19 protein-coding genes and 2 pseudogenes are annotated in these 24,838 nt (G+C 62.6%); 6 read left to right on the top strand and 15 right to left on the bottom strand.

The features are described from left to right. Positions 1–365: 365 nt before the first annotated feature. Positions 366–1,068, bottom strand: a pseudogene (locus OKW45_RS03985) (IS6 family transposase). A 193-nt stretch (positions 1,069–1,261) separates the two neighbouring features. On the opposite strand from OKW45_RS03985, the gene dinB reads away from it, so the two are divergent. Both dinB and OKW45_RS03975 read left to right on the top strand, forming a co-directional pair. Continuing rightward, entirely contained in the window at positions 1,262–2,407 is a 1,146-nt protein-coding gene (gene dinB, locus OKW45_RS03980) for a DNA polymerase IV (protein ID WP_429466106.1), read from the top strand. Further along, positions 2,408–2,797 (top strand): annotated as a pseudogene (locus tag OKW45_RS03975) (DinB/UmuC family translesion DNA polymerase); the annotation flags it as partial. Here OKW45_RS03975 and OKW45_RS03970 read toward each other — a convergent pair. The 6 genes from OKW45_RS03970 to OKW45_RS03945 form a co-directional block, all read right to left on the bottom strand. Beyond that, positions 2,764–4,248, bottom strand: coding sequence for a heavy metal sensor histidine kinase (locus OKW45_RS03970; protein WP_429466104.1), 1,485 nt, complete (start codon positions 4,246–4,248; stop codon positions 2,764–2,766). The pseudogene OKW45_RS03975 and the gene OKW45_RS03970 overlap by 34 nt on opposite strands. Continuing rightward, on the bottom strand, positions 4,245–4,931 hold the full coding sequence (locus tag OKW45_RS03965) for a heavy metal response regulator transcription factor (RefSeq protein WP_018424874.1): 687 nt from the start codon (positions 4,929–4,931) through the stop codon (positions 4,245–4,247). Before OKW45_RS03965 ends, OKW45_RS03970 begins: the two co-directional genes overlap by 4 nt. A gap of 106 nt (positions 4,932–5,037) precedes the next feature. After that, positions 5,038–6,624 (bottom strand): efflux transporter outer membrane subunit, encoded by a 1,587-nt coding sequence (locus OKW45_RS03960; RefSeq protein WP_429466102.1) that lies wholly within the window; start codon positions 6,622–6,624, stop codon positions 5,038–5,040. Continuing rightward, positions 6,624–7,850, bottom strand: a complete 1,227-nt coding sequence (locus OKW45_RS03955; RefSeq protein ID WP_429466100.1) for an efflux RND transporter periplasmic adaptor subunit — start codon at positions 7,848–7,850, stop codon at positions 6,624–6,626. The genes OKW45_RS03960 and OKW45_RS03955 overlap by 1 nt, the downstream gene beginning before the upstream one ends. A gap of 23 nt (positions 7,851–7,873) precedes the next feature. Further along, a complete protein-coding gene (locus tag OKW45_RS03950; protein ID WP_429466098.1) occupies positions 7,874–11,128 on the bottom strand; it encodes an efflux RND transporter permease subunit in 3,255 nt (1,084 codons plus the stop codon). Between the two features lie 408 nt (positions 11,129–11,536). Then, positions 11,537–11,971 carry a VOC family protein gene (locus tag OKW45_RS03945; protein ID WP_429466096.1) on the bottom strand — a complete coding sequence of 145 codons (435 nt, stop codon included), beginning with the start codon at positions 11,969–11,971 and terminating at the stop codon, positions 11,537–11,539. Positions 11,972–12,122: 151 nt separating this feature from the next. On the opposite strand from OKW45_RS03945, the gene OKW45_RS03940 reads away from it, so the two are divergent. The 3 genes from OKW45_RS03940 to OKW45_RS03930 all read left to right on the top strand — a co-directional run bounded on the left by OKW45_RS03940 (position 12,123) and on the right by OKW45_RS03930 (position 14,274). Then, on the top strand, positions 12,123–12,998 hold the full coding sequence (locus tag OKW45_RS03940; protein ID WP_429466094.1) for a LysR family transcriptional regulator: 876 nt from the start codon (positions 12,123–12,125) through the stop codon (positions 12,996–12,998). Positions 12,999–13,185: 187 nt separating this feature from the next. Continuing rightward, a complete protein-coding gene (locus OKW45_RS03935) occupies positions 13,186–13,824 on the top strand; it encodes a LysE family translocator (protein ID WP_018424867.1) in 639 nt (212 codons plus the stop codon). 99 nt (positions 13,825–13,923) lie between these two features. Next, a complete protein-coding gene (locus OKW45_RS03930) occupies positions 13,924–14,274 on the top strand; it encodes a hypothetical protein (protein WP_429466092.1) in 351 nt (116 codons plus the stop codon). A 141-nt stretch (positions 14,275–14,415) separates the two neighbouring features. Here OKW45_RS03930 and OKW45_RS03925 read toward each other — a convergent pair whose 3' ends face one another. Genes OKW45_RS03925 through OKW45_RS03915 form a run of 3 tightly spaced genes read right to left on the bottom strand, consistent with a single transcriptional unit; the run spans position 14,416 to position 17,984 of the window. Next, the gene (locus tag OKW45_RS03925) at positions 14,416–15,660 is read right to left on the bottom strand and encodes a complex I 51 kDa subunit family protein (protein WP_429466090.1); all 1,245 of its coding nucleotides are present in this window, start codon (positions 15,658–15,660) and stop codon (positions 14,416–14,418) included. A 20-nt stretch (positions 15,661–15,680) separates the two neighbouring features. Continuing rightward, the gene (locus OKW45_RS03920; RefSeq protein WP_429466088.1) at positions 15,681–17,330 is read right to left on the bottom strand and encodes an FAD-binding protein; all 1,650 of its coding nucleotides are present in this window, start codon (positions 17,328–17,330) and stop codon (positions 15,681–15,683) included. 15 nt (positions 17,331–17,345) lie between these two features. Further along, complete coding sequence (locus OKW45_RS03915) at positions 17,346–17,984, bottom strand: 4Fe-4S dicluster domain-containing protein (protein ID WP_429466086.1); 639 nt, start codon at positions 17,982–17,984, stop codon at positions 17,346–17,348. Between the two features lie 103 nt (positions 17,985–18,087). On the opposite strand from OKW45_RS03915, the gene OKW45_RS03910 reads away from it, so the two are divergent. Beyond that, positions 18,088–19,530: an anion permease gene (locus OKW45_RS03910; RefSeq protein WP_429466084.1), complete on the top strand. Its 1,443-nt coding sequence runs from the start codon at positions 18,088–18,090 to the stop codon at positions 19,528–19,530. A gap of 62 nt (positions 19,531–19,592) precedes the next feature. Here the strand turns inward: OKW45_RS03910 and glnA are convergent, their stop codons facing one another. The 5 genes from glnA to OKW45_RS03885 form a co-directional block, all read right to left on the bottom strand. Next, a complete protein-coding gene (glnA, locus tag OKW45_RS03905; protein ID WP_018424861.1) occupies positions 19,593–21,098 on the bottom strand; it encodes a type I glutamate--ammonia ligase in 1,506 nt (501 codons plus the stop codon). Positions 21,099–21,191: 93 nt separating this feature from the next. Beyond that, on the bottom strand, positions 21,192–21,395 hold the full coding sequence (locus OKW45_RS03900; protein ID WP_018424860.1) for a hypothetical protein: 204 nt from the start codon (positions 21,393–21,395) through the stop codon (positions 21,192–21,194). 312 nt (positions 21,396–21,707) lie between these two features. Then, the gene (locus OKW45_RS03895) at positions 21,708–22,874 is read right to left on the bottom strand and encodes a radical SAM protein (RefSeq protein WP_429466082.1); all 1,167 of its coding nucleotides are present in this window, start codon (positions 22,872–22,874) and stop codon (positions 21,708–21,710) included. 180 nt (positions 22,875–23,054) lie between these two features. After that, the gene (locus tag OKW45_RS03890; RefSeq protein ID WP_429466080.1) at positions 23,055–24,146 is read right to left on the bottom strand and encodes a hypothetical protein; all 1,092 of its coding nucleotides are present in this window, start codon (positions 24,144–24,146) and stop codon (positions 23,055–23,057) included. 472 nt (positions 24,147–24,618) lie between these two features. Further along, a complete protein-coding gene (locus OKW45_RS03885; RefSeq protein WP_409339020.1) occupies positions 24,619–24,744 on the bottom strand; it encodes a zinc ribbon domain-containing protein in 126 nt (41 codons plus the stop codon). Positions 24,745–24,838: the final 94 nt, after the last annotated feature.

The raw sequence follows: 24,838 nt of genomic DNA, 5'->3' as shown, positions 1-24,838 counted from the left end.
TCGGACCGGTTTCGGCTTCGCGCAAGCAATCGCGCTGCGCCTGGCAGTTCACGTGATCTGGGGCGAAACATCCATTTAGCACGGCGCTGCACAGACGCCACCGAGCGGGCCGGCGGGCGAATGTTGTCGATCCAGTGGGACTCGAGCCGCCTGTTTGTCGACACAGTGCGCGCGATTGCCGTTGCAGTATTGCTAGACGTTGCGCCGGCCCACGGTGGACATCTTCAGTCGCGCCTGCGTCGTCGAAGACCGCCGGCCAGCGACCGACAACGCAACCGACAAACGCGCCGGCAGCCGCATGAGGTCCCGCGGCTTTGTCGCGGTAAGATTCAAAGAGCGAGCGATATCGAAAGGAGAAGTACTGTTTATGTTGCGAGCTCGTAGAATTGGTCAGCGGCGGACGGATGGGTTCCGCGCACACATTGCATCTGTCCTTTGGCGATCATGTGCATGATCTCAATGCCGGCCAGAAGGATCCGGGCACAGCGAAAGGTTTTGAACCCTGGCATGGGCCGCGTTCGTCGTTTGATCGCCCGATGATCCAGCTCTACCCGGGTATTGAGATATTTGGACTGGCGGATCTTGTTGGGCGCTTCACGACCGGCATTGATCGCTTCGAGCGCGGCGAGACTGGCGCCGCTTTTGTCGATGGTTACCGTCTCGGGTACACCGTTCTGGGCGATCGATTTCTCAAGGTAACGCCGGGCCGCAGTCTTGTCCCGATGGGCGCGTAGCAGAAAGTCAATGGTTGCCTTCCTTGTCGACGGCCCGGTAAAGATACCGCGATTCCCCCTTGACACGGATGTACGTCTCGTCCATCTGCCAGCTCTTCCCCACCGGCCGCTCACGGCGGCGAAACGCTTTCTCCAGCACCGGCAGCAACAGCTTAATGGCCCGGCGGTGCACAGTCGAATGATCGACTGAAACGGCGCGCTCAGCCATCATTGCCTCAAGGTGCCGCAGGCTCAGTGGGTAGGTCACGTATCAGCGCACGCAAGTCAGGTTCACGTCGAGCGGGTAGCGCAGGCGTTTGAGCACTCGGGCCACCGCCGGATTCATCGTTTTCATCGCGCTTTCAGTCGTTCGGGTCTTTCCGCCCATAATAGCGGACCCTCTTACTGCAACAGAACCATAAATGTACAGTTTCAGAAAATGCCCCCCAAACGCGACATCTCGCGGTCTCGTTGCGTGCTCCAAAAGGCCGTTGAGGACAGTCGTTTCGGTTGGGCGAAGCATTAATCGCTATTTTTGAGTCTTAGGCATGCCAGATGATCGGCGCATAGCCCATATCGACATGGACGCATTCTTCGCGTCTTGTGAACTGTCGCAGTACCCCGAGCTACGAGGCGAAGCCATGGTGGTTGCTGGTCGTCGCTCGGATGCGCCGCGAACAAATTCGGATGGCACACGCGAATTCTCCCGGTTGCGCGACTACGTGGGCAGAGGCGTCCTTACGACCGCGACATACGAAGCTCGCGCACTCGGAGTTCATTCCGGAATGCCCGCGATGAAGGCCGCCCGGTTAGCGCCGGACGCCATTCTCCTTCCCGTGAACTTTGACCTCTACAGAACTTACTCGCGACTGTTCAAGGACGCAGTGCGATCAATTAGCCCGTGCATAGAAGACGTTGGAATCGACGAGGTCTACGCCGATGTTTCGCTCACGAATGGCAATTCAGAAGAAATCGCGCGCAAGTTGAAGTCGGCGGTGTTCGAAGCAACTAGTCTGACATGCTCAGTCGGAATCGCGCCAAACAAGCTGCTTGCAAAGCTGTGCTCCGATATACAAAAGCCAGATGGGATTATGATCCTCAGGTTTGAGGACATCGAATCCAAAATTTGGCCGATGGCCGCGAACAAGATCAACGGCATTGGACCTAAGGCCAGCGCCAAGCTTGCGTCGTTGGGAATAGCAACCATTGGCGAGATCGCCGCATGCGACGAAACCTGGCTCGTGGAGCACTTTGGACGAAGCTATGGGGCGTGGCTTCGCAAAGTTTCTCACGGGCTTGATGATAGGCCTGTCGTGACGTACAGCGAGCCAATTTCGATGAGTCGCGAGACGACGTTTGAGCGCGATCTGCACGTCGTACGGCACCGACAGGAACTCGGCGCCGCCTTTACCCGTCTTTGCGAACAGGTGGCGCTCGATCTACAGAGAAAGGGCTATCTGGCTCGGAAAATCGGGATCAAACTGCGCTTCAATGACTTCAAGACAGTAACGCGCGATGTAACGCTTCCAGAACCAATTGCTGATGCGAAAGCGTTGCGCCGCGCGGCGACGGAGTGTTTGAAAAGAATTGATCTTGTTAAACCTATCAGACTGTTGGGAGTCAAGGCTGGCAATCTCCAACCCGCTGGGGAATCAACCGGCAATGAGTCGTCTCAGTTCACGCTGGATTTTTAGTCGGAGCCGAAGTCGATCAGCCGCGAAACCACGTTCGAGCGCGATCTGCACCCGCGCCACGACCGGCCGGCGTTATCGAGCGCGTTTACGGGGCTGTGCGTGCGTGTCGCCGACGATCTCGTGCGCAAGGGCCACGTGGGCCGCACGATCCGCATCAAGCTGCGCTACGACGATTTCCGCACCGTCACGCGCGACCTGACGCTCCACGAGCCGACCGCCGACGCGACCGAAATCCGCCGCGCGGCGACCGAATGTTTGTGACGCGTGGAGTCGGAACCGCAAGCTGCGGCTATTGGCGTGCGCATCAGCACGCTGACGTCGGCCAGCGAACAGGCGCTGAAGCCGCGCCTGCCGGTTCAGGCCGACTTGCCTTTCGCGAGCGACGAATAGGCGCTATCGGCGGCGACGTCGGTCGCATTCGCATTCGCGTTCGCACGCATGGCCGGCACGTCGCCCGACGTGGACAGCGCCGACGCCGCCACCGAAAACGAGAACGTGTTGACGCCGTTCGCGCTGTGCGCCGACACGGTGCCGCGATGCATCTCCGCGATCGCCTTCACGATCGCGAGCCCGAGCCCGTGGTTTTCGCGGCTATTGGTGCGCGAGACTTCCGCGCGATAGAAACGGTGGAACAGATGTTCGAGGACGTCCGGCGCGATCGGCTCGCCAGGATTTGCCACGGCGACGCGCACCTGGTCGCGCATCGGTCCTTTCCCGCGCGCGATTGTCACGCTGATCGACGCGCCCGGCTCGCAATGCTGGATCGCGTTCATCAGCAGGTTCGTGCACGCGCGGCCGAATAGCGACCGGTTCACGCGCGCGAACGCATCGCCGTGCAACTGCGCATGCACGCGCGCCTCTTCGAGCGGAATCTCCAGAAACTCGAGCGTATGCGCGAGTTCCGCCGCGAGCGACACCTCGACGAGCCCCGTCGCGCGTTCGCCCTGATCGGCGCGCGCGAGGAACAGCATGTCGTTGATGATCGTGCGCATCCGCTCGAATTCTTCGAGATTCGATTGCAGCGTGTGGCGCAGATCGTCGACCGAGCGGTTGCGGGTCAGCGCGACCTCGGTCTGTCCGATCAGTATCGTGACCGGCGTGCGCAGTTCATGCGCGACGTCCGCGTTGAACGATTCGAGCCGGCCGTAGGCGCCGTCGAGCCGTTCGAGCGCGCCGTTGAACGAGTTCGCGAGGTCGTTCAGTTCGAGCGGCAGCGACGCCGTATTGAGCCGCTGCGAGCGGTTGTTCGGGCTGACCGCCGATGCGTCGCGCGTCAGACGCGTGAGCGGTGCGAGACCGATGCGCGTGACCGAGTAGCTGAGCAGCAGCACCGCGAGACTGCCGAGCGCGGACAGCGCCGCGAGCGCCGAGCCGAACACGCGCATCGTGCGCAGGTTCGGTGAATAGCTCGACGCGACCTGCAACTGCACCGGCGGCCGCCCGGCGTTGGCGGGCAAGGTCACCGTCGAGGTCAGCATGTCGGGGCCGCCGCCCGCCGGCGCGATGCGCGCATAGCCGCCCGGCCAGCTCTTCGTGACGGCGCCCTGCACCGGCGTGCCGAAGTGATAGCTCGGGTCCGCGCTCGTCACCGAGTACACGGTGCTGCCGTCGTGCGGCGTCATGTCGGTGAGTTTTTCGCGGCACATCCGCCATTTTTCGGGCGTCACCGCGTGATTGACCATGATGCGCGCGATCTGCGTGCGATCGTCGAGCGACTCGCGCAGATGATGTTCGAGCTGCGTGCGCAGCACCAGAAAGAGCCCCGTGCCGACGAGCGTAAACACGAACAGCGCGACCAGCGCGAACATCGACGCGAGACGGCGGGCAATCGAACGGTTCATGATGTCTCGGCCTCTTCGCGCACTTCGAGCACGTAGCCCATGCCGCGCACCGTGTGCAGCAGCTTCGACGGGAACGGGCCGTCGAGCTTCGCGCGCAGCCGCTTGATCGCGGTTTCGACGACGTTCGTATGGCTGTCGAAGTTGACGTCCCACACGAGTTCGGTGATCGCGGTCTTCGACAGAATGTCGCCCTGACGGCGCGCGAGCACGCTGAGCAGTTGAAACTCTTTGGCGGTCAGGTCGAGGCGTACGCCGTCGCGCGTCGCGCGGCGGCCGATCAGATCGACGAACAGATCGCCGACGGAAATCAACGTGGACTCCTGCGAACGCGTGCGGCGCGCGAGCGCATGCAGACGCTCGACCAGTTCGAGGAACGAGAACGGTTTGGTCAGGTAGTCGTCCGCGCCTTCGCGCAGGCCGCGCACGCGGTCGTTCACGTGATCGCGCGCGGTCAGCATGATGACCGGCGTCGACTTGCGCATGCGCAGCGCCTTCAGCACGCTGAAGCCGTCGCGCTTAGGCAGCATCACGTCGAGGACGATCACGTCGTAATCGAATTCGGTGGCCAGATGCATGCCTTCCTCGCCGTCGAGCGCGACGTCGACGACCCAGCCCTGCTCTGTCAAACCGGAGCGCAGGTAGTCCACCACCTTGTGCTCGTCTTCAACGATCAGCAATTTCATCCGCGTCCCCATGCCACTTGTGGCGGTCAACTTTGCATTATAGGAAACGCCCCTGATGCCTCGCGCCGATCCCACTCCCTCGGCATGGAAGCTCGGCCGGGGCCATTCAGTGTGCAGGAGCCGGCATCTCCTTCTGCTGCGCGCCGCCGGCTGGCGCTTGCTGCGGCGATGCCGTAGCACTGGCGAGGTTCGCTGTCGCGTTCGTACGGTTAGCCTCGCTGCGGGCCATTGCGCCACCTTGCGCGCCGCCATCCCAGCCGCCGCCGAGCGCCTTCACGAGCGCCACCGACAGCGTCAACTGCTGGCCGTGAATCTGCACGTCCGTGCGCTCGCTCGTCAGCAGCGACTCCTGCGCGTCGATCACGTTCAGATAGGCGACGAGGCCGCCCGAATAGCGATCGTTCGCGAGCGACAGCAGCCGCTGCGCGTCCTCGACCGCCTCGCGAGACTGCTTCGCCGCGCCGTCGAGCACCGACAGTCCTGTGATGCCGTCCTGTACCTGCTGGAACGCGCTCAGCACGGTCTGCCGATAATTCGCCTCGGTCGCCTTGTAGCCCGCGCTCGCGTACTGGACGTTGGCCGCGCGCCGGCCGCCGTCGAAGATCACTTGACCGACCGTTGCGCCGAGCGTCCACATCAGCGTCGGCGCGCTCAGCAGATTAGCGAACTCGGTGCTCTCCCAGCCGATGCCCGGCGTCAGCGTGAGGCTCGGGAAGAACGCCGCCTTGGCCACGCCGATCTGCGCGTTGGCCGCCGCCATCGCACGTTCCGCCGAGGCGACGTCGGGACGCCTTTGCAGCACGTCGCTCGGCACGCCGAGTGGTACGGTCGGCGGCTTGATGTCGAGCACCTTCGGCTCGATCGCGAACTGCGGTGCGGGCACGCCGACCAGCGCGGCGATCGCATGCTCGAACTGCGCGCGCTGATTGAGCAGCAGCTGCGCCTGCACGCGCGTCGAATCGAGCTGCGATTTCTGCTGCAGCACGTCGAGGCCCGATACCGAGCCGAGATCGTGCTCGGTGTTCACGTAGTCGAGCGCCTTCTGCTGCAGCTTCACCGACTGGTTCAGCACGTCGATCTCGTTGTCGAGCTCACGCAGCGAGAAGTAGTCGGTGGCGAGGTCGGTCGTCAGCACGAGGCGCGCGTTCGCCAGATCGTCCGCCGACTGTTCGGCCGACGCCTGCGCGCCCTCGACCTGACGACGGATGCGGCCGAACAGATCGGTGTCATAGCTGATCGTCGGCCCGAGCTGGATGGTGTTCTGCACCGTCGATTCGGTCGGCGTCGCGTAGTTGGTCAGCGGCCGGTCGTGCGAAATACGGAAGCGCGAGGCCTGTGCATTGAAATCGACTTCCGGCACGCGCTGCGCGCTGATGTTCGCGAGCGTCGCCTTCGCCTGCTCGTAGTGCGCGCTCGCCGCGGCGAGCGTCTGGTTCTGCGCGAGTGCCTGGGTTTCGAGCGTCGCGAGCGTCGGGTCGGCGAAGCCCGTCCACCAGTCCGGCGCGATCGGCGCATGCGACGGCGCGGCGACGCGCCAGAACGAATCGGTGTGCCATTCGGGCGGCACCTCGGCCTGCGGCCGCTGATAGTCCGGACCGACCGTGCACGCGGCGAGCAGCGCCGCGCCGGCGCAAGCGCTCAGCGCGGTGAAGACAGTGCCACGCGTACGCGCCTGGCGTGAAGCCGCGAACATCACGACGCCCCCTTGCCGTTCTTCTGCAGCGGCTGCACCTGCACGTGATCGCCATCGGCAATCGAATCGCTCGGGTTGACGATGATGCGATCGCCCGGCGAGATACCGCTTTCGATTTCGAGCTGCTGTCCGAGGTCCACCGCGATCACGACCTTGCGCAGGCTCACGTTGCCCTTTGCATCGACGACCGCGAGGCGCGGACCCTCCGCGCGAAACAGCAGCGCGTTGCCGGGCACCGTGAGACGCGCATGCGCGACGGCCGGCACCGCGACCTGCACGTACGCGCCAGGGCGCAGCTTGTCGTCGGGATTCGGCAGCGTCACTTCGATCTGCAAGGAGCGCGTGGGTACGTCGATCGCGCCAGATATATGCGTGATCTTGCCGTTGAACTGCTGGCCCGGCAGCTCGGCCTGCGTGACTACGACCTTCTGCCCGACCGCGACGTTCTGCGCGTAGGCCTGCGGCAACTGCACATAGACGCGCAACGGGTCCGATTGAGCAAGCGCGAACAACGCACGGCTCGTGCCGCTGCCCGCGTCGATCAGATCGCCGACGTCGACGTTGCGCTGCGTGACCACGCCGGTAAACGGCGCGACGATCCGCTTGAACGATTCGAGTTGCTGCAGACGCTTGACGTTCGCATCGGCGGCCGCGAGATTCGCGAGATCCTGCGTGTAGGTGCTTTGCCGTTCATCGAGTTCCTGCTGCGACACCGCATCGCGCTGGCGCAACTGCTGCCAACGGTCCAGCGAGCTCTTCGCGAGCGCGAGGCTCGAATTGATCTGCTGACGCTGTGCCAGAGCCTGCGCGAGTTCCTGGTCGATTTCCGGCGTATCGAGCTCGGCGAGCAGTTGCCCCTGCTTCACATGGGTGCCGATGTCGGCGTACCAGTGCAGCAGATAGCCGGTCGCGCGTGCATAGATCGGCGACTCGACATAGCCGCGCAGCGTGCCAGGCAGCAGCGTGTCGCCGCCGCCCTCGGTCTGGGTCGGCGTGACGACGTTCACGTACTGCGTGTCATTCTGCTGCGCGATCGCCGCGACTTCGCGGTTTTGCAGCACGTTCGCGATCACGGTGCGAAGTGTGCCTACCACGAGCAGCACGAGCACGACCACGACGGCGATCTTCGCGCGCTTCCATTCGCGATGGCGCGGCGGCAGCAGGTGCTCTCCTTCTTCGGTTTCCCGCGCGGGAATCGCTAGCGATGCATGAGTTTTCTCGGTCATCTCAGTCAACCATCGTTTAACTTTTACGCGGGCGTCGCCGCACTGCTGGGTTCCGGTGCGGGGGTGCCACGATGGCCGCCATTGCCACCGCTGTTGCCGCCATCGTCGCCACCGCCGTTGTCGTCGTCGCCGCCGTTCTTATGACGGCCCGCGAGCCACGAATGAATTCCCGCAAACACGAGCGGCACGAAAAACAGCGTCGATACGGTCGCGAACAGCAACCCGCCAATCACCGCGCGGCCAAGCGGCGCATTCTGCTCGGCGCCCTCGCCGAGGCCGAGCGCCATCGGAATCATGCCGATGATCATCGCGAACGCGGTCATCAGCACCGGACGAATCCGGCTGGCGCCGGCTTCGAGCGCGGCCGTGAGCGGCGGCGCGCCGGCCGACAGCCGCTGGCGCGCGAACGCGACCATCAGAATACTGTTCGCGGTCGCGACGCCCATCGTCATGATCGCGCCGGTCAGCGCCGGCACGCTCAGATGGGTGCCGGTCAGGAACAGCATCCACATGATGCCCGCGAGCGCCGCCGGCAACGCGCTGACGATGATCAGCGGATCGACCCACGACTGGAAGTTCACGACGATCAGCAGATACACGAGCACGATCGCCATCGCGACACCAATACCGAGCCCCAGGAACGAACTGCGCATCGTCTGTACCTGGCCGCGCACGGTGATCGTGCTGCCGCGTGGCAGCGAGCCGCGCACCTCGTTGACGATCTTGTCGACCTGATTCGCCACGCTGCCGAGATCGCGCTTTTCAACGCTCACATACAGATCGATCACCGGACGGATGTTGTAATGCGTGACTTCCGCGAACTGGCTCTTCGGCGAGATCTGCACGAGGTTGCCGAGCAGTTGCGTCGGCCCGTTCATCGTGGCCGAGACCGGGGTGCGCAACAGTTCGTCGATCGAAGACACCTGGTACTGCGGCGTCTGCACCGCCACCTTGTATTCCACGCCGTTCCTGTTGTTGACCCAGAAGCCCGGCGACGTCTGCGAGCTGCCCGATAGCGAAACGAGCACGTTCTGCGCGACGTCGTTCGCGGTCAGGTTCAGTTGTTGCAGGCGGGTGCGGTCCATGTGCAGATCGATCACCGGTTCGTCGAGCTTCTGCTGGATATGCGTGTCGACGGTGCCGGGAATCAGCCGCACCTGCTTCAGCAGCTTGCGCGCGACGTCGAGGTTGCCCTGCTGATTCGCGCCCGAAATCTGCACGTCCACCGCGGCAGGCAGGCCGAAGTTCAGGATCTGCGTGACGATATCGGCCGGCTGAAAGAAGAACTCGACGCCCGGGAAACGCTGCGGCAGGATCGCGCGCAGTTTGTCCATGTAGATCTGCGACGGTTTGTGGCCTTCGTTCAACGCAATCTGGATCTCGCCGTCGAGCGTGCCCATCGTGCCCGCATTGCTATACGACAGGTTGATGCCGCTATACGGCAGCCCGAGGTTGTCGAGAATCGTGCCCAACTCCCTGGGCGGCACGACTTCGCGGATCACCTTCTCGACCTCGTCGGCCAGCCGCGCGGTTTCTTCGATACGCGTGCCGGTCGGCGCGCGCATGTGCAGACGGATGTCGCCCGCGTCGACGCTCGGAAAGAAGTCTTCGCCGAGTGCAAAGAACAGACCCATCGACAGCACGCAGAAACCGAGGAACAGCGCGCCGAACATCTTGCGACGCACGAGCAGGCTGCTCAGGATCATGATGTAAGTCGCGCGCATGCGCTCGAAGCCTGCGTCGAAGCGGTGATACAGACGCATGAACAGATTCGGCTTCGTGCCCGCCTTCGGCTTGTGCGCGTGGCCCATCAGCAGCATCGCGAGCGTCGGCACGAGCGTACGCGACAGGATGTACGAAGCGAGCATCGCGAACACCACCGCTTCCGCGAGCGGCACGAACAGATAGCGCGCGACGCCGGTCAGGAAGAACATCGGCACGAACACGATACAGATACACAGTGTCGAGACGAGCGCCGGCACTGCGATTTCGCCGGCGCCGTCGAGAATCGCATCGTGCAGATTCGTGCCCATGTGCAGGTGCCGCTCGATGTTCTCGATCGTCACGGTCGCGTCGTCCACCAGAATCCCGACCGCCAGCGCGAGGCCGCCCAACGTCATGATGTTGATGGTCTGCCCGAGCGCGTGCAGCACGATCAGCGACGACAGAATGGACAGCGGAATCGAGATCGCGATGATGCAGGTGCTGCGCCAGTTGCCAAGGAACAGCAGGATCATCGCGGCGGTCAGCGCGGCGGCGACCAGCGCTTCGCGCACCACACCCTGCACCGCCGCCTTCACGAACACCGACTGGTCGAACAGCGCGGTGATCTGCAGATCCGGCGGCAGCGCGGCGCGCGCGGCCGGCAAAATGCCTTTCAACGTATCGACGATCGACAGCGTCGACGCGTTGCCGTTCTTCAGCACCGATATCAGCACGCCGCGATGACCGTTCTGCCGCACGATGTTGGTCTGCGGCGAGAAGCCGTCGCGCACATGCGCGACTTCACGCAGGTAGGTCGTCGCGCCGTTGACGGTGCGCACCGGAATGTCGTTGAGACCTTCCAACGTCGGCGGCGACCCGTTCATTTCGATCGTGTATTCCTTCGGCCCGATCTTGGCCGTGCCCGTGGGCAGAATCAGGTTTTGCGCGTTGAACGCGTTGACCACGTCGGCAGGTGTCAGGCCCTTGGCCAGCAGCGCGCGCGTGTCGAGGTCGACCGAGATCAGCCGCGATTTGCCGCCATACGGATACGGCACGGCCGCGCCCGGAATCGTCACGAGTTGCGGACGCAGGAAATTCAGCGCGGTGTCGTTGAGATCCTGCTCCGAGAGTTTCGGACTCGACAGGCCGAGCTGGATGACTGGAATACTGGAAGCCGAGTAGCTGATGACCAGCGGCGCGGTGGCGCCCGGCGGCATCTGCTTCAATTGCGCCTGCTCGATGGCGACCGTCTGCGCAATCGCCGTCTGGATGTTGGCATTCGGCTGCAGAAACACCTTCAGGATCGCGATGCCGGGGAGCGATTGCGATTCGATATGTTCGATGTCGTTGACCGTCGTGGTCAGACTGCGCTCGTTGACCGACGTGATACGGGTGGCCATGTCTTCGGCCGACAGCCCCGTATACGTCCAGATGATGCTGACGACCGGAATGTTGATATCCGGCAGCACGTCGACGGGCGTGGTGAACAGCACGAAGGGCGTCGCCAGAACGATCAGAATTGCCATCACGATGAACGTGTATGGCCGCTTAAGCGCTACGTTGACGATCCACATTGAAACGGGCCAGAGAAAATGCGGGTGGACGGAGGGATTGAATCTGGGCTTATGCTAGATCGATTGCACCAACGCCTGCATGGCACGAAAATGGCGAAATCGTCAGGAAGCTTGTTGAAAGCAAATGCGCCATTTTTGAAGGCGAAGGGCTCTCGCCGAATTAGCTGCGAATTAGCCGCAAAGCAAACGTTTGTTGAATAAATTTACGCGCAGTTAATGAAACGTTTGCTGATACGCGGCACGTTTTTGGCCGAAACAATATGAAACATGCTTTCAGAGCGATTCGCAAGACGGGGCGATTTTGCTCCGCGCGGCCGTCCCCTTCAACGAAAAATGGCCGGCCGACCTGAATGGTCGAGCGGCCTTCATTTGCAGTTATCCGTATCTAGGCGTCAACGCCCGCGACGCTCATTTGGCGAACAACGACGACATATCGGCGAACGCCTTGAACTCGAGCGCATTAGCCGACGGATCGAGGAAGAACATTGTCGCCTGCTCGCCGACCTCGCCCTTGAAGCGCACATGCGGCTCGATGATGAATTCGATGTCGGCCTTCTGCAGTTTGTCCGCGGCGGCCTGCCATTGCTCCATCGACAGCACCGCGCCGAAGTGGCGCACCGGCACCGCGTCGCCATCCACCGCGCTGGTATGACGGTGACCGACTTCGTCCGGCGCCAGATGCGCGACGATCTGATGACCGTAGAAATTGAAATCGACCCATGCGTCCGAACTGCGCCCTTCCGGGCAGCCGAGCAATTCGCCGTAGAACTCGCGCGCGGCGGCGAGGCTATGAACAGGAAACGCCAGGTGGAACGGCGGCAAAGCGGTTTCGGCAACGCTCATGATAGGAAGACTCGCTGGGGTGGGTGTGAAGATGAATTACGACTGGCACGATTGGCAACCGGTTCAGTTGAAGCAAAGTTTAATCATGAATAAAAATGTTGAGAAACGATATATATTTGAGCTGACCATCACCAAAATCGATTGATCGATCATGCTCAGCGAGTTGAAATCCTTGATTGCCGTCAGCCAGTACGGCACGTTCTCCGGCGCGGGCGCGCGCATCGGGCTCACGCAATCGGCCGTCAGCGCGCAAATGCAGCGGCTCGAACAGGAACTCGGCTTTCAGCTGTTCGACCGCACCGGCCGCTCTGCGACGCTCAACGAGGCGGGCCGCGAAACGCTCGCGCTCGCCGAGGAAATGATGACGCTCTATGCGCGGCTCTCCGAGCGCAGCGGCGGTGCCGCCGAAAGCGGCATGCTGCGGGTCGGCGCGATCGCGTCCGCGCAGGTGTCGCTGCTCGCCGACGCGCTCGCGCGCTTTCGCGACGACCGTCCCGGCTGGCGAATTCGCGTGGTGCCGGGCGTGTCGCTGGGGCTGCTCGGCCAGGTTGACTCGGGCGAGCTCGATCTGGCCGTCATCATCAAACCGCCGTTCGCGCTGCCGTCGGAACTCGAATGGCGCACGCTCGTCGCCGAACCGTTCGTGCTGCTCGCGCCGAAACAGCTTGCGCGCGGCGGCCGCTCGTGGCGCGAACTGCTGCGCAGCGAGCCGTTCATCCGCTACGACCGCGCGTCGTTCGGCGGACGGCTCGTCGACCGTTTTCTGCGGCGCGCGCGCCTTGGCGTGCGCGATGCGATCGAGCTCGACGAATTGCAGGCGATCGTGCAACTGGTCGCGCGCGGCATGGGTGTCGCGCTGATTCCGAATACGGCCGGGCTGGGCAAATGGCCAGCGAGCGTCGTCGCACTCGAACTCGGCGATGCGAGCTTCGAGCGCGAGATCGGGCTCGTGCTGCGGCCGCGGCATAGCCGGCCGGTAGTCGCCGATGCGTTGGCGGAGTGTATTGCGAGCGCGGCGCACGGTTGAGCGCTTTGCACGCCGCATTCAATGCCAGTTCGCTTCGGGTTCGAATCGAATGTGCTGCCATACGTACGCGCAACTGTATCTGTGAGTCGCGCGCGACGGCGCGCAGAATCGTTGCTTCGTTCAACCGGCTGTGTGGCGCGTTGCATTGCATTGTCGAACACGCGCTCCGCCCTTACATCTCCTCCCAATGATCGCCAGCCCTCTGCTCACCGCCGATGTCCTGATCGCCTACAGCGCCTATTTCGTCGGCACCGCGAGCCCTGGGCCGAGCAATCTCGCGATCATGTCGCTCGCGATGAGCGCGGGCCGACGCGCGGCACTGGTGTTCGCGCTCGGCGTGGTGTCGGGCTCGTTCTCATGGGCGCTGCTCGCGTCGCTCGGGTTGTCGGCGGTGCTCGCCACCTACTCGCAATGCCTCGTCGCGATCCGGATCGCGGGCGGGTTGTATCTGCTGTGGCTCGGCTTCAAGTCCGCACGCTCGGCGTGGAGCGCCGCCAAGCCGGCCGCGAGCGCGGCGCGCGTCGACGAACCGCTCGGGCGACTCTATCTGCGTGGCCTTTTGCTGCATCTCACGAATCCGAAAGCGGTGCTGGTGTGGCTGTCGATCGTGTCGCTCGCGATGTCGCCGGCACACGGCGCCGCGCACGTGACGCCGGTCGTGCTGGGCTGCATGGTGATCGGCGCGACGGTATTCAGCAGCTACGCGGTGCTGTTTTCGACGGCGTCCGCACGCCGCGTCTATACGGCGATCCGGCGCTGGCTCGATGGCTCGCTCGCGGTGACGTTCGGAATTGCGGGGGTCAAATTGTTGACGTCGAAGAGTTAGGGTGGATTGGGCGCGCCCGGCTGCCTCTGGTCCGCGCTCTGCGATACTGGCGGTTCGGCTCCATGAACGACGGCTGCTAGCGCAGCCATCCACGAAACGATGAACGGCCACGATAACGAAGCACCTTCCTCCACCCAACGCTCGCCGCTACAAAAGCGGCTCTATTTCACCGGCGCGGCGATCCTGGTCGTTAGCCTGATCGCCGCGGTGTTCATCTACGTGAGCGTGCCGCCGCCGGATAGCGCGGTCGCGATGTACAACATGGTCGATCCGCGCTATCAGATCGAGCTACAGCAAATCGGCGGCAACGCGGCGGTGCTGATGGCGCAGTTGCATCAATGGTTCGATAGCTTGTGGCACGGCTCCAGTCTGGCTTATACGGTCGCGGTGCTGGGTGCCGCGCTTGCGGCCGGGTGTTTCTTCATCGGCCATTTTTTCGCGGACGATTAGTCGCGAGGCACTCGCCGTTAATCGCTCTCACGCCATGACCGAGCTTGCGACGTAGCAACGTCGGCACTTCGCTGTCACTCAGAATTCCGATGTCGGGCGAAATGTCATCAATGTCGCCACGAGCGGCAATCCTCATCCCGCCTACGCCATCAATAGCGCTTCATATTCCGCGCGGAACTGGTCGATGGAACTCTCCACCACCGTGACCGCGCCGTCGATCAAACCGCAACGCCCGCTGCCGGGAAGAAGGCGGCACAAGTTCTCCAGTGCATCCAGATCGGCACGCACACCGCGGCCCGTGTCGAGCCGGTTGAGAAGCCGCATCATCTGAAACGTTCCGCCCTTGCATGGCGGGCACTGGCCGCACGAACCCTGAGCGAAGAAGTTCACGTAGTCCGCGACTTTGCGCACGATGCTCGTGCCTTCCGACACCACGATCATCGCGCCCGTCCCCAGACGCGAACGGCGTTGACGCACCGAGTCGAAGTCCAGTGCAACGTCGAGATCGCGCTTCGTCAGCAGCGTGTTGGATGGGCCGCCCGTGAAGACCGCCTTGAACTCCTTGCCCTGCAGCATGCCGCCGCCGTGCTGGAACACCAGCGTCTCCAGGCTCGTGCCCATCGGCAGTTCGTACAGGCCCGGACGCAACACGTCGCCGGAAAGCGAATAGAGCTTGGTTCCGGCGGCGTTCCCCACCCCGAGGTCGCGGTACCACTGCCCGCCGTGGCGCAGAATCCCGGGTACGTGGGCCAGCGTCTCGACGTTGTTGACGATGGTCGGTGCGCCGTGCACGCCCTGCTCGGCCGGGAAAGGCGGTTTGCGCCGCGGAAACGGAAAGCCACCTTCGACGCTGGCGATCACCGCCGTCTCCTCTCCGCCGATGTACAGCCCCGAGCCAGGCACGACGCCAAGCGACACCGGCGCACCAATCCAACGCTCGATAGCGGCGAATTGCGCGTGCCCCGACCACTGTTTGACCGCCTCGCGAGTCGCGGCGAGAGACCCCGTCTGATGCGGATTCACGTACAAGACGACATGGTTGGCCCGCGTCGCCACCGCGGCAATCAGCGCGCCCTCGATCACCTGATGCGGTGTGTGTTCGAGCAGAAAGCGATCCTTGAAGGTGCCCGGCTCGTCTTCGTTGCCATTGCAAACGACGTACTTGTCGCCGTCAGGGGCAGCCGCGACCGGCGCCCACTTTCGATGTGCGGGGAAGCCAGCGCCTCCCATTCCACGCAGGTCGGCCTGGGCGATCTCGGCGAGGATCGCCCCCGGGTCTTCGAGCGCTTTGGCGAGTCCCTCGCCGCCGCCGCGCGCGCACCACGCATCGAGGTCGGCTCCGACGCGGAAATCGTCCCTCATCAAGCACTGATTCAGCATTTGCATCGCGTGCTCCGTGGTTCGCCTCACCGGATGCCGCCGATCACGCGACCGCGTGCGCTCTCGCGCAATCCCGCATCGACTCGCAGATCGAAATGGGCATAGGCGGGAAAGAGCTGCGGCGCCTTCACGTGAAGCGGCAGTCCCGCCAGCGTCAGCTCTCTCTGCCACGCGTGCACGTGACCGATTCCGGCGCGGTTCGCCATCACCCACTCGCTGGATTGCGCGGCCTTCGCGCCGGCACGGCGCCCCATGCTCAGAATGTCGAGCAGCGCGTTACCCATCAAGCGGTTGCGGCCGTGGATGCCGCCCGTCACCTCGCCGACACAGAAAAGGCCGGGGACGTTGGTGGCGCCGTCTTTGTCGATGGCGACGCCGCCGTTCTGGTAGTGGAGCGTGGGATAAACGAGGAACGGCTCCTGCGCCGCGTCGATACCGCATTTGTGCGCGAGATGGCGAAGCGTGACGAGGCGTTTGGCCAGAATGCCCGGATGCTCGATTTCGAGTGTCGGCGTATCGAGGAATACGCCGACCTGGCCGTCGCGCTCGATCCCGCGGCCCTGAGCGCACTCGCGCAGGATCGCCGATGCGACGACGTCGCGCGGCTCGAGTTCGTCCACGAAGCGTTCCCCTTCGCCGTTCAGGAGTCTCGCCCCCGCGGATCGCGCCGCCTCGGAAATCAGACCGCCCGCCAGATGATGCGGGTAGGCGATGCCGGTGGGATGGTACTGGAACGAGTCGAGTTCACGCAGGCGCGCGCCGATCCGATAGGCGAGCACCAGACCGTCGGCGGTGGCGCCGTAGTGGTTGGAGGTCTGAAACGAATTCAGGTGCAGTCGCCCCGCGCCGCCGGTGGCGAGGATCACGGCGCGCGCGCGCACCAGCACGAAGGTACGCCATTCGAGGTTGTAGATCACCGCTCCGGCGCAGCCGCCGCGCTCGTCCGACAGCAGTTCGACCACAGGGCAGCGATTCCACAATTCGATGCCCGGGTCGAGGTCCACCGCCTCGCGCAGCACGCGCATCATTTCGAGGCCGGTATAGTCCCGATACGACAGAATGCGCGCCGCCGATGCGCCTCCGGGCTTCTTGCGCATCAGATTGCCGCCAATCGGCTGGTCCTCTTCCAGATCGAACATCATGCCGAGCTGGATCAGCCAGCGAATCACGTCGGGGCCGTCCATCACCATCTGGGCCACGAGTTCGGGTTCGCCGCAGAAGTGTCCGGCGCGAAGCGTGTCCTCGAAGTGCAGTTGCGGGCTGTCATCCTCGCCGATGGCCGCCTGGATTCCGCCTTCGGCCATCACGGTATTGCTGTCGCCGAGGCGCAGCTTGGTGGCAAGGATCACGCGCGCGCCCTGCTTCGCCGCCGTGAGCGCCGCGGCACAGCCGCCACCGCCGCCGCCGATCACCAGCACCTCGGTCGTCATCAGCTGCGCGCCGGCGATGTCGACATCATCGAGCAGCGCGTTGGCCTGCAGGTGCCGCGCGAGATCGGGCTGACACGGCTCGCCGCGATTGACCCCGACGCTCAGCGTGACGCGCGCATGCGGCCCATGATCGGGGTGATAAGCCTTCAGCAATTCATCGACCGGAACGTCATCGCCGCGGACCGTGGCCGCCATCCCGGGGCGGTAGCGCTGGCGCGCGTTTTCGTAGGGTATGCCGGCGGACATGATGATTCGCCCCGGTCAGCGCGGCGGCTGCGCGCCCGGCGCAGCGAAGTCGATCTTCAGCTCGCCGCTCTCGATCTGCTGCAGCCGTCGCATCAGATTGGCCGGACGCAGCGAAAGCGACGCGATCATCCGGCGCACGAACACACCCAGATGGTTGGGCCGGATATGCTCGGGGCATGCGAGTGTGCACAGGTTGCACATCACGCATTCGTCGAATACCTGGCTCGATGCGGCCAGATTGCCTTCCACCGCCAGGTTCACGCCGCGCTGCACGTCCAGCCCCTTCGGACAGGCTCGATCGCAACCGTTGCAATGACGGCAATGCGATGCTTCGGGGAAGATCTCGGCGATCATGCTGAGCGCCTGCCAGCTGTCACCGATATCTTCCATTCGATACAGGTGACGTTCCGATTCGGTGAAGTAATCGAGGAATGCGACCTGCATACCCTCTTCGACGAGGGTCTCGCAGGCGAGCGCGGTGTGGACTTCCTGCTCGCCGTTGCGTCGCACCATCACACGGCACGACCCGCACACGCCCTGGGACATGCAGCCGACACCCTCGACGAGGGTCTGCCCCGCGTGCCCCATGGCCTGCAGAATCGAGCAATTGCCCGGCGCCTGAATCTCGCGCCCTTCGATACTCACGCGAACCATGGCCTCGCACTCTCCTTGCACGCCGTGAACACTTCACTGGCGAACGCGCCGAAAAGGTCATATAAACCTTAGCACAAGGACGGTTATGAGAAAGGGGCATGGCATGAAAACTTTCTGGAAGGCCGTCGCTCCTCTGATCGTGGTGATCATGATCGCACTGATTCCCGCGCCCCCCGGTCTCGCGCAGCACGCCTGGTATTACTTTGCTATTTTCGCGGGCGTGATCGTCGGGCTGATGCTGGAGCCTATTCCGGGCGCGGCGATCGGTCTCATCGCGGTGACGCTCGTCGCTGTGTTCAGCGAGTGGGTGTTCTTCAGTCCCGCACAACTCGCCAAGCCCGGTTTCAACGTCGCGAACGCGGGGCTCAGCTGGGCGCTTTCAGGTTTCTCGAATGGCACGGTGTGGCTGATCTTCGGTGCCTTCATGTTCGCCCTCGGATACGAGAAAACCGGGCTCGGCCGGCGCATTGCATTGATGCTCGTGCGGGCGCTGGGTCGCCGGACCCTCACGCTCGGTTATGCGGTGATGGTGGCGGACGCCGTGATCGCGCCATTTACCCCTTCCAATACGGCCCGCAGCGGCGGGACGATCTTTCCGGTGATTCGCAGTTTGCCGCCGCTTTACGACTCGAAGCCGAACGATCCGTCGGCACGGCGCATCGGGTCGTACATCATGTGGATCGCTATCGCCACGACCTGCGTGACGAGCTCGATGTTCCTCACCGCGCTAGCACCCAATCTGCTCGCCGCGGAACTCGTCAAGAAAACGGTCGACGTCGACCTCGAATGGACGCAGTGGTTTCTGGCCTTCGCGCCCGCGGGCATCTTGCTGCTGCTGGCCATACCGCTGCTGACTTACGTGCTTTATCCGCCGCAAGTGAAGCATAGCGCCGAGGTGCCAGCCTGGGCTGCCCAGCAGCTCAAGGAGATGGGGCCGCTCACGAGGCGGGAAATCATGCTCGCCGTGCTGGTGCTGATCGCTCTCGCGCTGTGGGTCTTTGCGGACGACTACGTCAATCCCACGACTGCGGCGCTGATGGTGATCGCACTGATGCTGATCACCCGGGTGGTGAGCTGGGACGACATGCTCGCCAACAAGCAGGCCTGGAATACCCTCGTGTGGTTCGCGACGCTCGTCGCGCTCGCCGATGGGCTCAGCAGGACCGGCTTCGTCAAATGGTTCGCCGCGACGATATCGACCCACATGACCGGCTTTCCGCCGACGACGGCCGCGATCGTCCTCGTGCTGATCTTTTTCTTCACGCATTACATGTTCGCGAGCATCACCGCTCATGCGACGGCGATGCTGCCGGTCATGCTGGCGGTGGGTTCGACGATTCCCGGCATGCCGATGGAGGCGTTCGCGCTGATGCTCTCGCTGACGTTGGGGATCATGGGGATCCTGACACCGTATGGAACGGGGCCGAGCCCTGTGTACTTCGGCAGCGGGTATCTGCCCGCGGGGGATTTCTGGAGACTCGGGCTGATTTTTGGCGTCATTTATATCGCTGTGTTTCTTCTGATTTGCGCGCCGATCCTGCTTTGAGCTTTGAGGCCGCGCTTGCGCGGCCCCTGCTTCGAAAGATCGCGACGATTTCCCTCGTTGTTCTAGATATCGAAGTACAGATAAAACTCCCATGGATGCGGACGCAATTTGATGGTGTCGATCTCGCGGCTGCGCTTGTAGTCGATCCAGGTCTGGATCACATCGTCGGTAAACACATCGCCTTTGCGCAGGAACGTGTTATCGGTTTCGAGCGCCGCCAGCGCCGCGTCGAGGGAGCCCGGCACCTGCCGTATATTGCGCGCTTCTTCGGGCGGCAGATCGTAGATGTTGCGGTCGAGCGGCTCGCCGGGATCGGTCTTGTTTTCAATGCCGTCGAGGCCGGCCATCAGCATCGCGGCGAAAGCAAGATATGCATTGGCCGACGGGTCCGGACAGCGAAATTCGACGCGCCGCGCGTTGGGCGAATCCGAATACATCGGAATGCGCGCCGCGGCCGAACGGTTGCGCTGCGACATCGCCAGATTGACGGGCGCCTCATATCCGGGTACCAAGCGTTTGTATGAATTCGTCGTCGGCGCGCAGAAGGCCATCAGCGCGGGTGCGTGCTGGAGCAGTCCGCCGATGTACCAGCGGCACATGTCCGAAGTCAGCGCCCAGCCGCCCGCGTCGTAAAAGAGGTTCTGTTCGTCTTTCCACAGGCTCTGATGACAATGCATGCCGCTCGCATTGTCGGCGAACAGCGGCTTCGGCATGAAGGTTGCGACCTTGCCGTGCCGACGCGCGACGTTCTTGCAGACGTACTTGTAGATCATCACGTTGTCGGCCATGCGGGTCAGCGTCGCAAAGCGCATGTCGATCTCGTTCTGTCCCGCGGTCGCAACTTCGTGGTGATGCACTTCGATCTGTACGCCCGCCTGCTGGAGCGTAAGCGCGATTTCCGAGCGGATCTCCTGCAGCGTGTCATGAGGCGGCACCGGAAAATAGCCCTCCTTGTAGCGCTGCTTGTAGCCGAGGTTGCCACCGCCGTATGCGCCTTCGTCGCGACCGGTGGTCCAGTCGCCCTCGCCTGACTCGACGTAGTAGTAGCCGCAGTGCTGATCCTGGCCGAAGCGGATGGAGTCGAAGATGAAGAATTCGAGCTCTGGCCCGAAATAACACGTCGTCGCGATGCCCGTCTGGCGCAGATAGTTCTCCGCCTTTTTCGCCACGTAGCGCGGATCGCGCGAATACGGCTGCCGCAGCACGGGATCGACGACGTCGCAAATGATCGACAGCGTCGGTGTGCCGCAAGCCGGGTCGACGAAGGCCGTTGCCGGGTCAGGCCGCAGCAGCATGTCGGACTCGTGGATCTCCTGAAAGCCGCGGATCGATGAGCCATCGAAACCGATGCCGGCGCTGAACAGGTCGTCGTGAACTTCGGGAAGCGTGATCGAAAAATGCTGCCAGAGTCCGGGCAAGTCGGTGAATTTCAGATCGACGATCTGAATATCGCGCTCTTGCAGCAGGCCGATCACATCGCTTGCGCTTTGTGGTCGCGTGACGCGATAGCTGCCCGCTTCGACGGACACCGCAAACGGCGATCCGGTGGTTCCTTGCGTACTGGCCATGAACTTTGCCCTCTTCCGCCCCTTTACCGCCCGTGTACTTATAGTCCAACGTTAGTACGTCCACGCGCGAAAACAAGGCGGCAGTGCGCGGACCTAGCGGTCTTGCTCCAGTGCCTTCAAGTGAGCCTCGCCGGCATCTCTGGCAGCGGCGGAGGTCGCATACGTCTCGTCCGAAACGAGCGAGCGTTTGACCTCACGGGCCGCGAAGTCGACCAGCGTGATCACCCAGACATGCTCGCCACCCTGCTCGGCCGTTTGCACGAAAGCGCGCACGTCGCCCTTGTCCTCTGATTTCATCGTGACCTCCTTGTGGAAAAGTCGCGCGGAAAAAAGGGGAGCGCGACCATAAAGCCGTTCGCGAGCCGCGGTGCTTTCCTCACGGAGCGCGTAGCTTGATCTTAGGCAATGGAATCGCTCCAGTGACGGTTTTCTCGCTTCCGATACCGAGCACGGCCGATGGGCTCGGCGGTGAAAGCGGCTTGCCCGCAATCATCTAAAGCCCCCATCAAGACCTTGTCGGGCGGCGCGGTTCCACCGGTCGAGTAACGCGGACGGGCGGTCGAATGGGCGAGCCGCCTCCCCCAGGGACCTCAGTCGCGGAAATCGAGCTCATTCAGTTTGCGGCGTGGAACGGCGTCCGCCAGTCCGTCTTGCGAACGAACTGAGCGCCGCCCGAGGTAATTCTTCGACTGAAAGCGCCCACAGCGAATACGCAACGCTGCGCTGGAACAACAAGCCGACAGCAGCCCGAAGCTGCCCCTTGCCCAGCGCGTACACCGAGTCGGTCACGGCGACGGCACCGTGCATCAGAATGCTGGCATGCCGGTAGCACCCCATCATGCAGTCATTGCAGGGTTGCCGTTGATCGGGCAGGCGGTCGAGGTCGAAGACGGAGCCCATCGGCTCCGGCCACGCCTCGCAACGCCAAACATCGAGGTTCCAGTCGATATAAAAGTACTTGCTGCCACCGATGCATGGAACCAGTTGCTGTTCGCCGCGCACGAAACGCGCGACCTCGGCCAGCGCAGCGCTCGGGTCCATGACACGGAAATGCTTCTTGAGGCGCGCGATTGCGCTCAACGCTTCGAGTAGTTCTTCCGCGTTCAGGTCGACGAGTTTCGATTCTTCGTCGTAAACAAGCGATGTAGATCCAAACGCATCGCGCCGTGGATAGGAAAAAACGACGGCATCGAAGCCAAGGCGGTTGAGCGTCTCGGGAAGCAACTCGTAACGGACCAGTCGGCTCACCGTAATCGATGCGCAGACCTCGATGCCGAAGCTATGGGCCTGAATGATGCCGTCGCGGATGCGGGCCTCGAGACCGCGCAGACCGCGATTGCGCTCATGCTCGCGCATGTCCGCGCTATCGATGGAAATCAGCAGACGCCTGAGGCCGGCCGCCACCAATGGCTTGATGTAGCGGGGAAGAAACCAGCCGTTCGTGATCACGCCGCACTGCATGCCGGCCTTGGTGGCCGAAGCCACGAGCGATACGATCTCGGGATGAACCAGCGGCTCACCTCCCTGCAGCGTCATGTAACGAATCCGGCGTCTGCGCAGGATCGGCAGTGCGCGCGCGAACTCATCAGGGTCGAGATAGCGACGTGGCCCCGCCAGATTTTTCTCGCGAGAGAACCCGCAGAAGTCGCATGCCGCGTTGCAAACGTTGGTCACCGATACGTCGCACACCGCGGGCAGCGGATTGCGCGGTTCGCTGCCGACACCGTCTACATGCCGCTGATCGCGCCACTTGATGATCCGCTCTGTCGTATCCATGGGACCCTCACCGCCTGCCGACGAATTCGGCACGAAGCTTCATAGAATACGCTCAACGCGCGGCGCATGATCCATTCTTACGCCAGCCTACGCCTTGAATCTACCGGTGCGTGCCGTCAATGCGAGTCCGACAACCGCAATACCAGCGAAGAGCGCCGTCAATCTGGCAGCACGCACTGTCTATTTCCAGATTTGCACGCTCCCATCGAGATACCCAATCTCCTTCGTCTTGCTGCCCGTGAGCAGGCACGAGGTTGAAACGGCCCGAGTCTGGAGCGCAAGTCGGCTCACGTCTCGCAGATGTGCATAGGATTTCAAACGAGTCGGCGTTTTTGGCGTGACATCCCGGTTCAGGCTCCTGATAAACACGTACTTATAGTCGCTTTCTGTGTCGTGTTCGGCCAGGTAATTAGCCAACCACGCAGTCGCAATTGAAATGACGCGATTCCGCGCCTCATTGGCGTTATTCTGGGCTATCGACTTCCCCATATTGACCGTTCCGAAACCGGCCATCGGATGCTTTGCCATCTTACGCTTGAGGCCTGGTTTCGCGCTCCGTCCTGGAATGTCGTCCGGAGCGGGTTGCGCGTCTGACGCGCCGGCATGCATCAACATCGACGCCCACGTATAGTACTGGCCGCTTAGCCCATAGCATATTTGCTTCTCAATCAAGTCGAGCAGCATGAAGGTCGCCATGAAAACGCCTCCTCCCGACTTATCCCGGTCGGCGCCTCCCTCGCTGATCAGCAGTCCCGCGATCGTGTTGGCCAATTCGACCGCGTCGTCGTCGCCGCTCGTTTGCCCCCACAGGAGTTGCCGCGCTTTGGTGGCCGCTGTCGAATAAACCTTCGCGACCCGCCGTGCCTTGCGGGTGTAAACCGTCTGCGCCTTCGGGTCGAATCCGCGCGCCTTATCAGCCGACTCGCCTGCGGCTACCACGTGCGAAGTCGCCATGGCGACTTCGCCTTCGAAGAGTTCGGGCGGAACTTCAGTCACGTCCGACGTGTAGCTCTTTAAACCTTTTGCCGCCCCGCCCCACTTCGCAATTAGCCGGTCTGCCACCTTGATAAAAACGGCTTCTTCACCCACCGGCTGTTGGCTTAACCAATACCAGTCTCCAATTCCAAGGGGTTGGTAGGGAACGGCGAACGTGCCCTCGCCGTGTGGTTTGCTTGCGGTTGGTCTGGTGCTTGCTAACAGGTTCCAGATGTCCGCATACAGCAGGTGATCAACGTCTAGCGATTTGAATGCTCTACCGAATCCGATCTTCATCTCGACCTCACAAAATGGGTTTGAATCGAAAATTGGTATGTCGCAATGAAGCTCTCGCGCAAGTTGGCGGAATTAGCGCCTTCTTCAATTCGAATTCCTCGAGCTATGCCTTTTCAATTCCGCTCGTTAAGCCGCAATTGAACGTGACTGTCGCGTTATATATCTTATTCAAATTCGCGGCGGATTTCGTCCATGTCGCTTCGGTGCATTTGATCCAGGTGGAGACCACTTGCCGCGATTAGCGCCTATGGCTTATGCCATCTGTCCGGATGGATTGCCTACAGAAATGTGGTTACGGAACTCGACTGCGCCGCACAGTCGGCAACCGGCATACGGCATCCCACCAGGCGACGGGAGGATCGACGAGCGAAGGTCCGCCGGCAGGGCTGAACCGGCGCACGAATGTCCGCGCGAAAGCATGGAGCAACCGCCGCAAATGGCCGGATTTTTCCGTCGCCCGGTCAGACAGGTTTCAGCTCTTTCTGGAGGTTTTCGCCACAAATGGCGTGGGTATGTGCAGAACCTTCTCGCTTCCGCACTTTGGGCAGGCCGGATGAGCGTTTTCATGTTCAGCAAGATGCTCGGCATGTTCGAACATCTCACCGCACTTCTCACACCTGTACCGGTAAGTCGGCATGGCATTCCTCCAACGAGAATCCCGCACATCGGGCCGACCAGATACGTCTACGACG

Source organism: Paraburkholderia lebeckiae (genome assembly GCF_050436225.1).
GTDB lineage: Bacteria > Pseudomonadota > Gammaproteobacteria > Burkholderiales > Burkholderiaceae > Paraburkholderia > Paraburkholderia tuberum.
This window is presented reverse-complemented; position numbering and strand designations above follow the sequence as displayed.

Coding starts and splice junctions, on each gene's coding strand:
- dinB (WP_429466106.1), top strand. CDS start 1,262: ATGCCAGATGATCGGCGCATAGCCCATATCGACATGGACGCATTCTTC.
- OKW45_RS03970 (WP_429466104.1), bottom strand. CDS start 4,248: ATGAACCGTTCGATTGCCCGCCGTCTCGCGTCGATGTTCGCGCTGGTC.
- OKW45_RS03965 (WP_018424874.1), bottom strand. CDS start 4,931: ATGAAATTGCTGATCGTTGAAGACGAGCACAAGGTGGTGGACTACCTG.
- OKW45_RS03960 (WP_429466102.1), bottom strand. CDS start 6,624: ATGTTCGCGGCTTCACGCCAGGCGCGTACGCGTGGCACTGTCTTCACC.
- OKW45_RS03955 (WP_429466100.1), bottom strand. CDS start 7,850: ATGACCGAGAAAACTCATGCATCGCTAGCGATTCCCGCGCGGGAAACC.
- OKW45_RS03950 (WP_429466098.1), bottom strand. CDS start 11,128: ATGTGGATCGTCAACGTAGCGCTTAAGCGGCCATACACGTTCATCGTG.
- OKW45_RS03945 (WP_429466096.1), bottom strand. CDS start 11,971: ATGAGCGTTGCCGAAACCGCTTTGCCGCCGTTCCACCTGGCGTTTCCT.
- OKW45_RS03940 (WP_429466094.1), top strand. CDS start 12,123: ATGCTCAGCGAGTTGAAATCCTTGATTGCCGTCAGCCAGTACGGCACG.
- OKW45_RS03935 (WP_018424867.1), top strand. CDS start 13,186: ATGATCGCCAGCCCTCTGCTCACCGCCGATGTCCTGATCGCCTACAGC.
- OKW45_RS03930 (WP_429466092.1), top strand. CDS start 13,924: ATGAACGGCCACGATAACGAAGCACCTTCCTCCACCCAACGCTCGCCG.
- OKW45_RS03925 (WP_429466090.1), bottom strand. CDS start 15,660: ATGCAAATGCTGAATCAGTGCTTGATGAGGGACGATTTCCGCGTCGGA.
- OKW45_RS03920 (WP_429466088.1), bottom strand. CDS start 17,330: ATGTCCGCCGGCATACCCTACGAAAACGCGCGCCAGCGCTACCGCCCC.
- OKW45_RS03915 (WP_429466086.1), bottom strand. CDS start 17,984: ATGGTTCGCGTGAGTATCGAAGGGCGCGAGATTCAGGCGCCGGGCAAT.
- OKW45_RS03910 (WP_429466084.1), top strand. CDS start 18,088: ATGAAAACTTTCTGGAAGGCCGTCGCTCCTCTGATCGTGGTGATCATG.
- glnA (WP_018424861.1), bottom strand. CDS start 21,098: ATGGCCAGTACGCAAGGAACCACCGGATCGCCGTTTGCGGTGTCCGTC.
- OKW45_RS03900 (WP_018424860.1), bottom strand. CDS start 21,395: ATGAAATCAGAGGACAAGGGCGACGTGCGCGCTTTCGTGCAAACGGCC.
- OKW45_RS03895 (WP_429466082.1), bottom strand. CDS start 22,874: ATGGATACGACAGAGCGGATCATCAAGTGGCGCGATCAGCGGCATGTA.
- OKW45_RS03890 (WP_429466080.1), bottom strand. CDS start 24,146: ATGAAGATCGGATTCGGTAGAGCATTCAAATCGCTAGACGTTGATCAC.
- OKW45_RS03885 (WP_409339020.1), bottom strand. CDS start 24,744: ATGTTCGAACATGCCGAGCATCTTGCTGAACATGAAAACGCTCATCCG.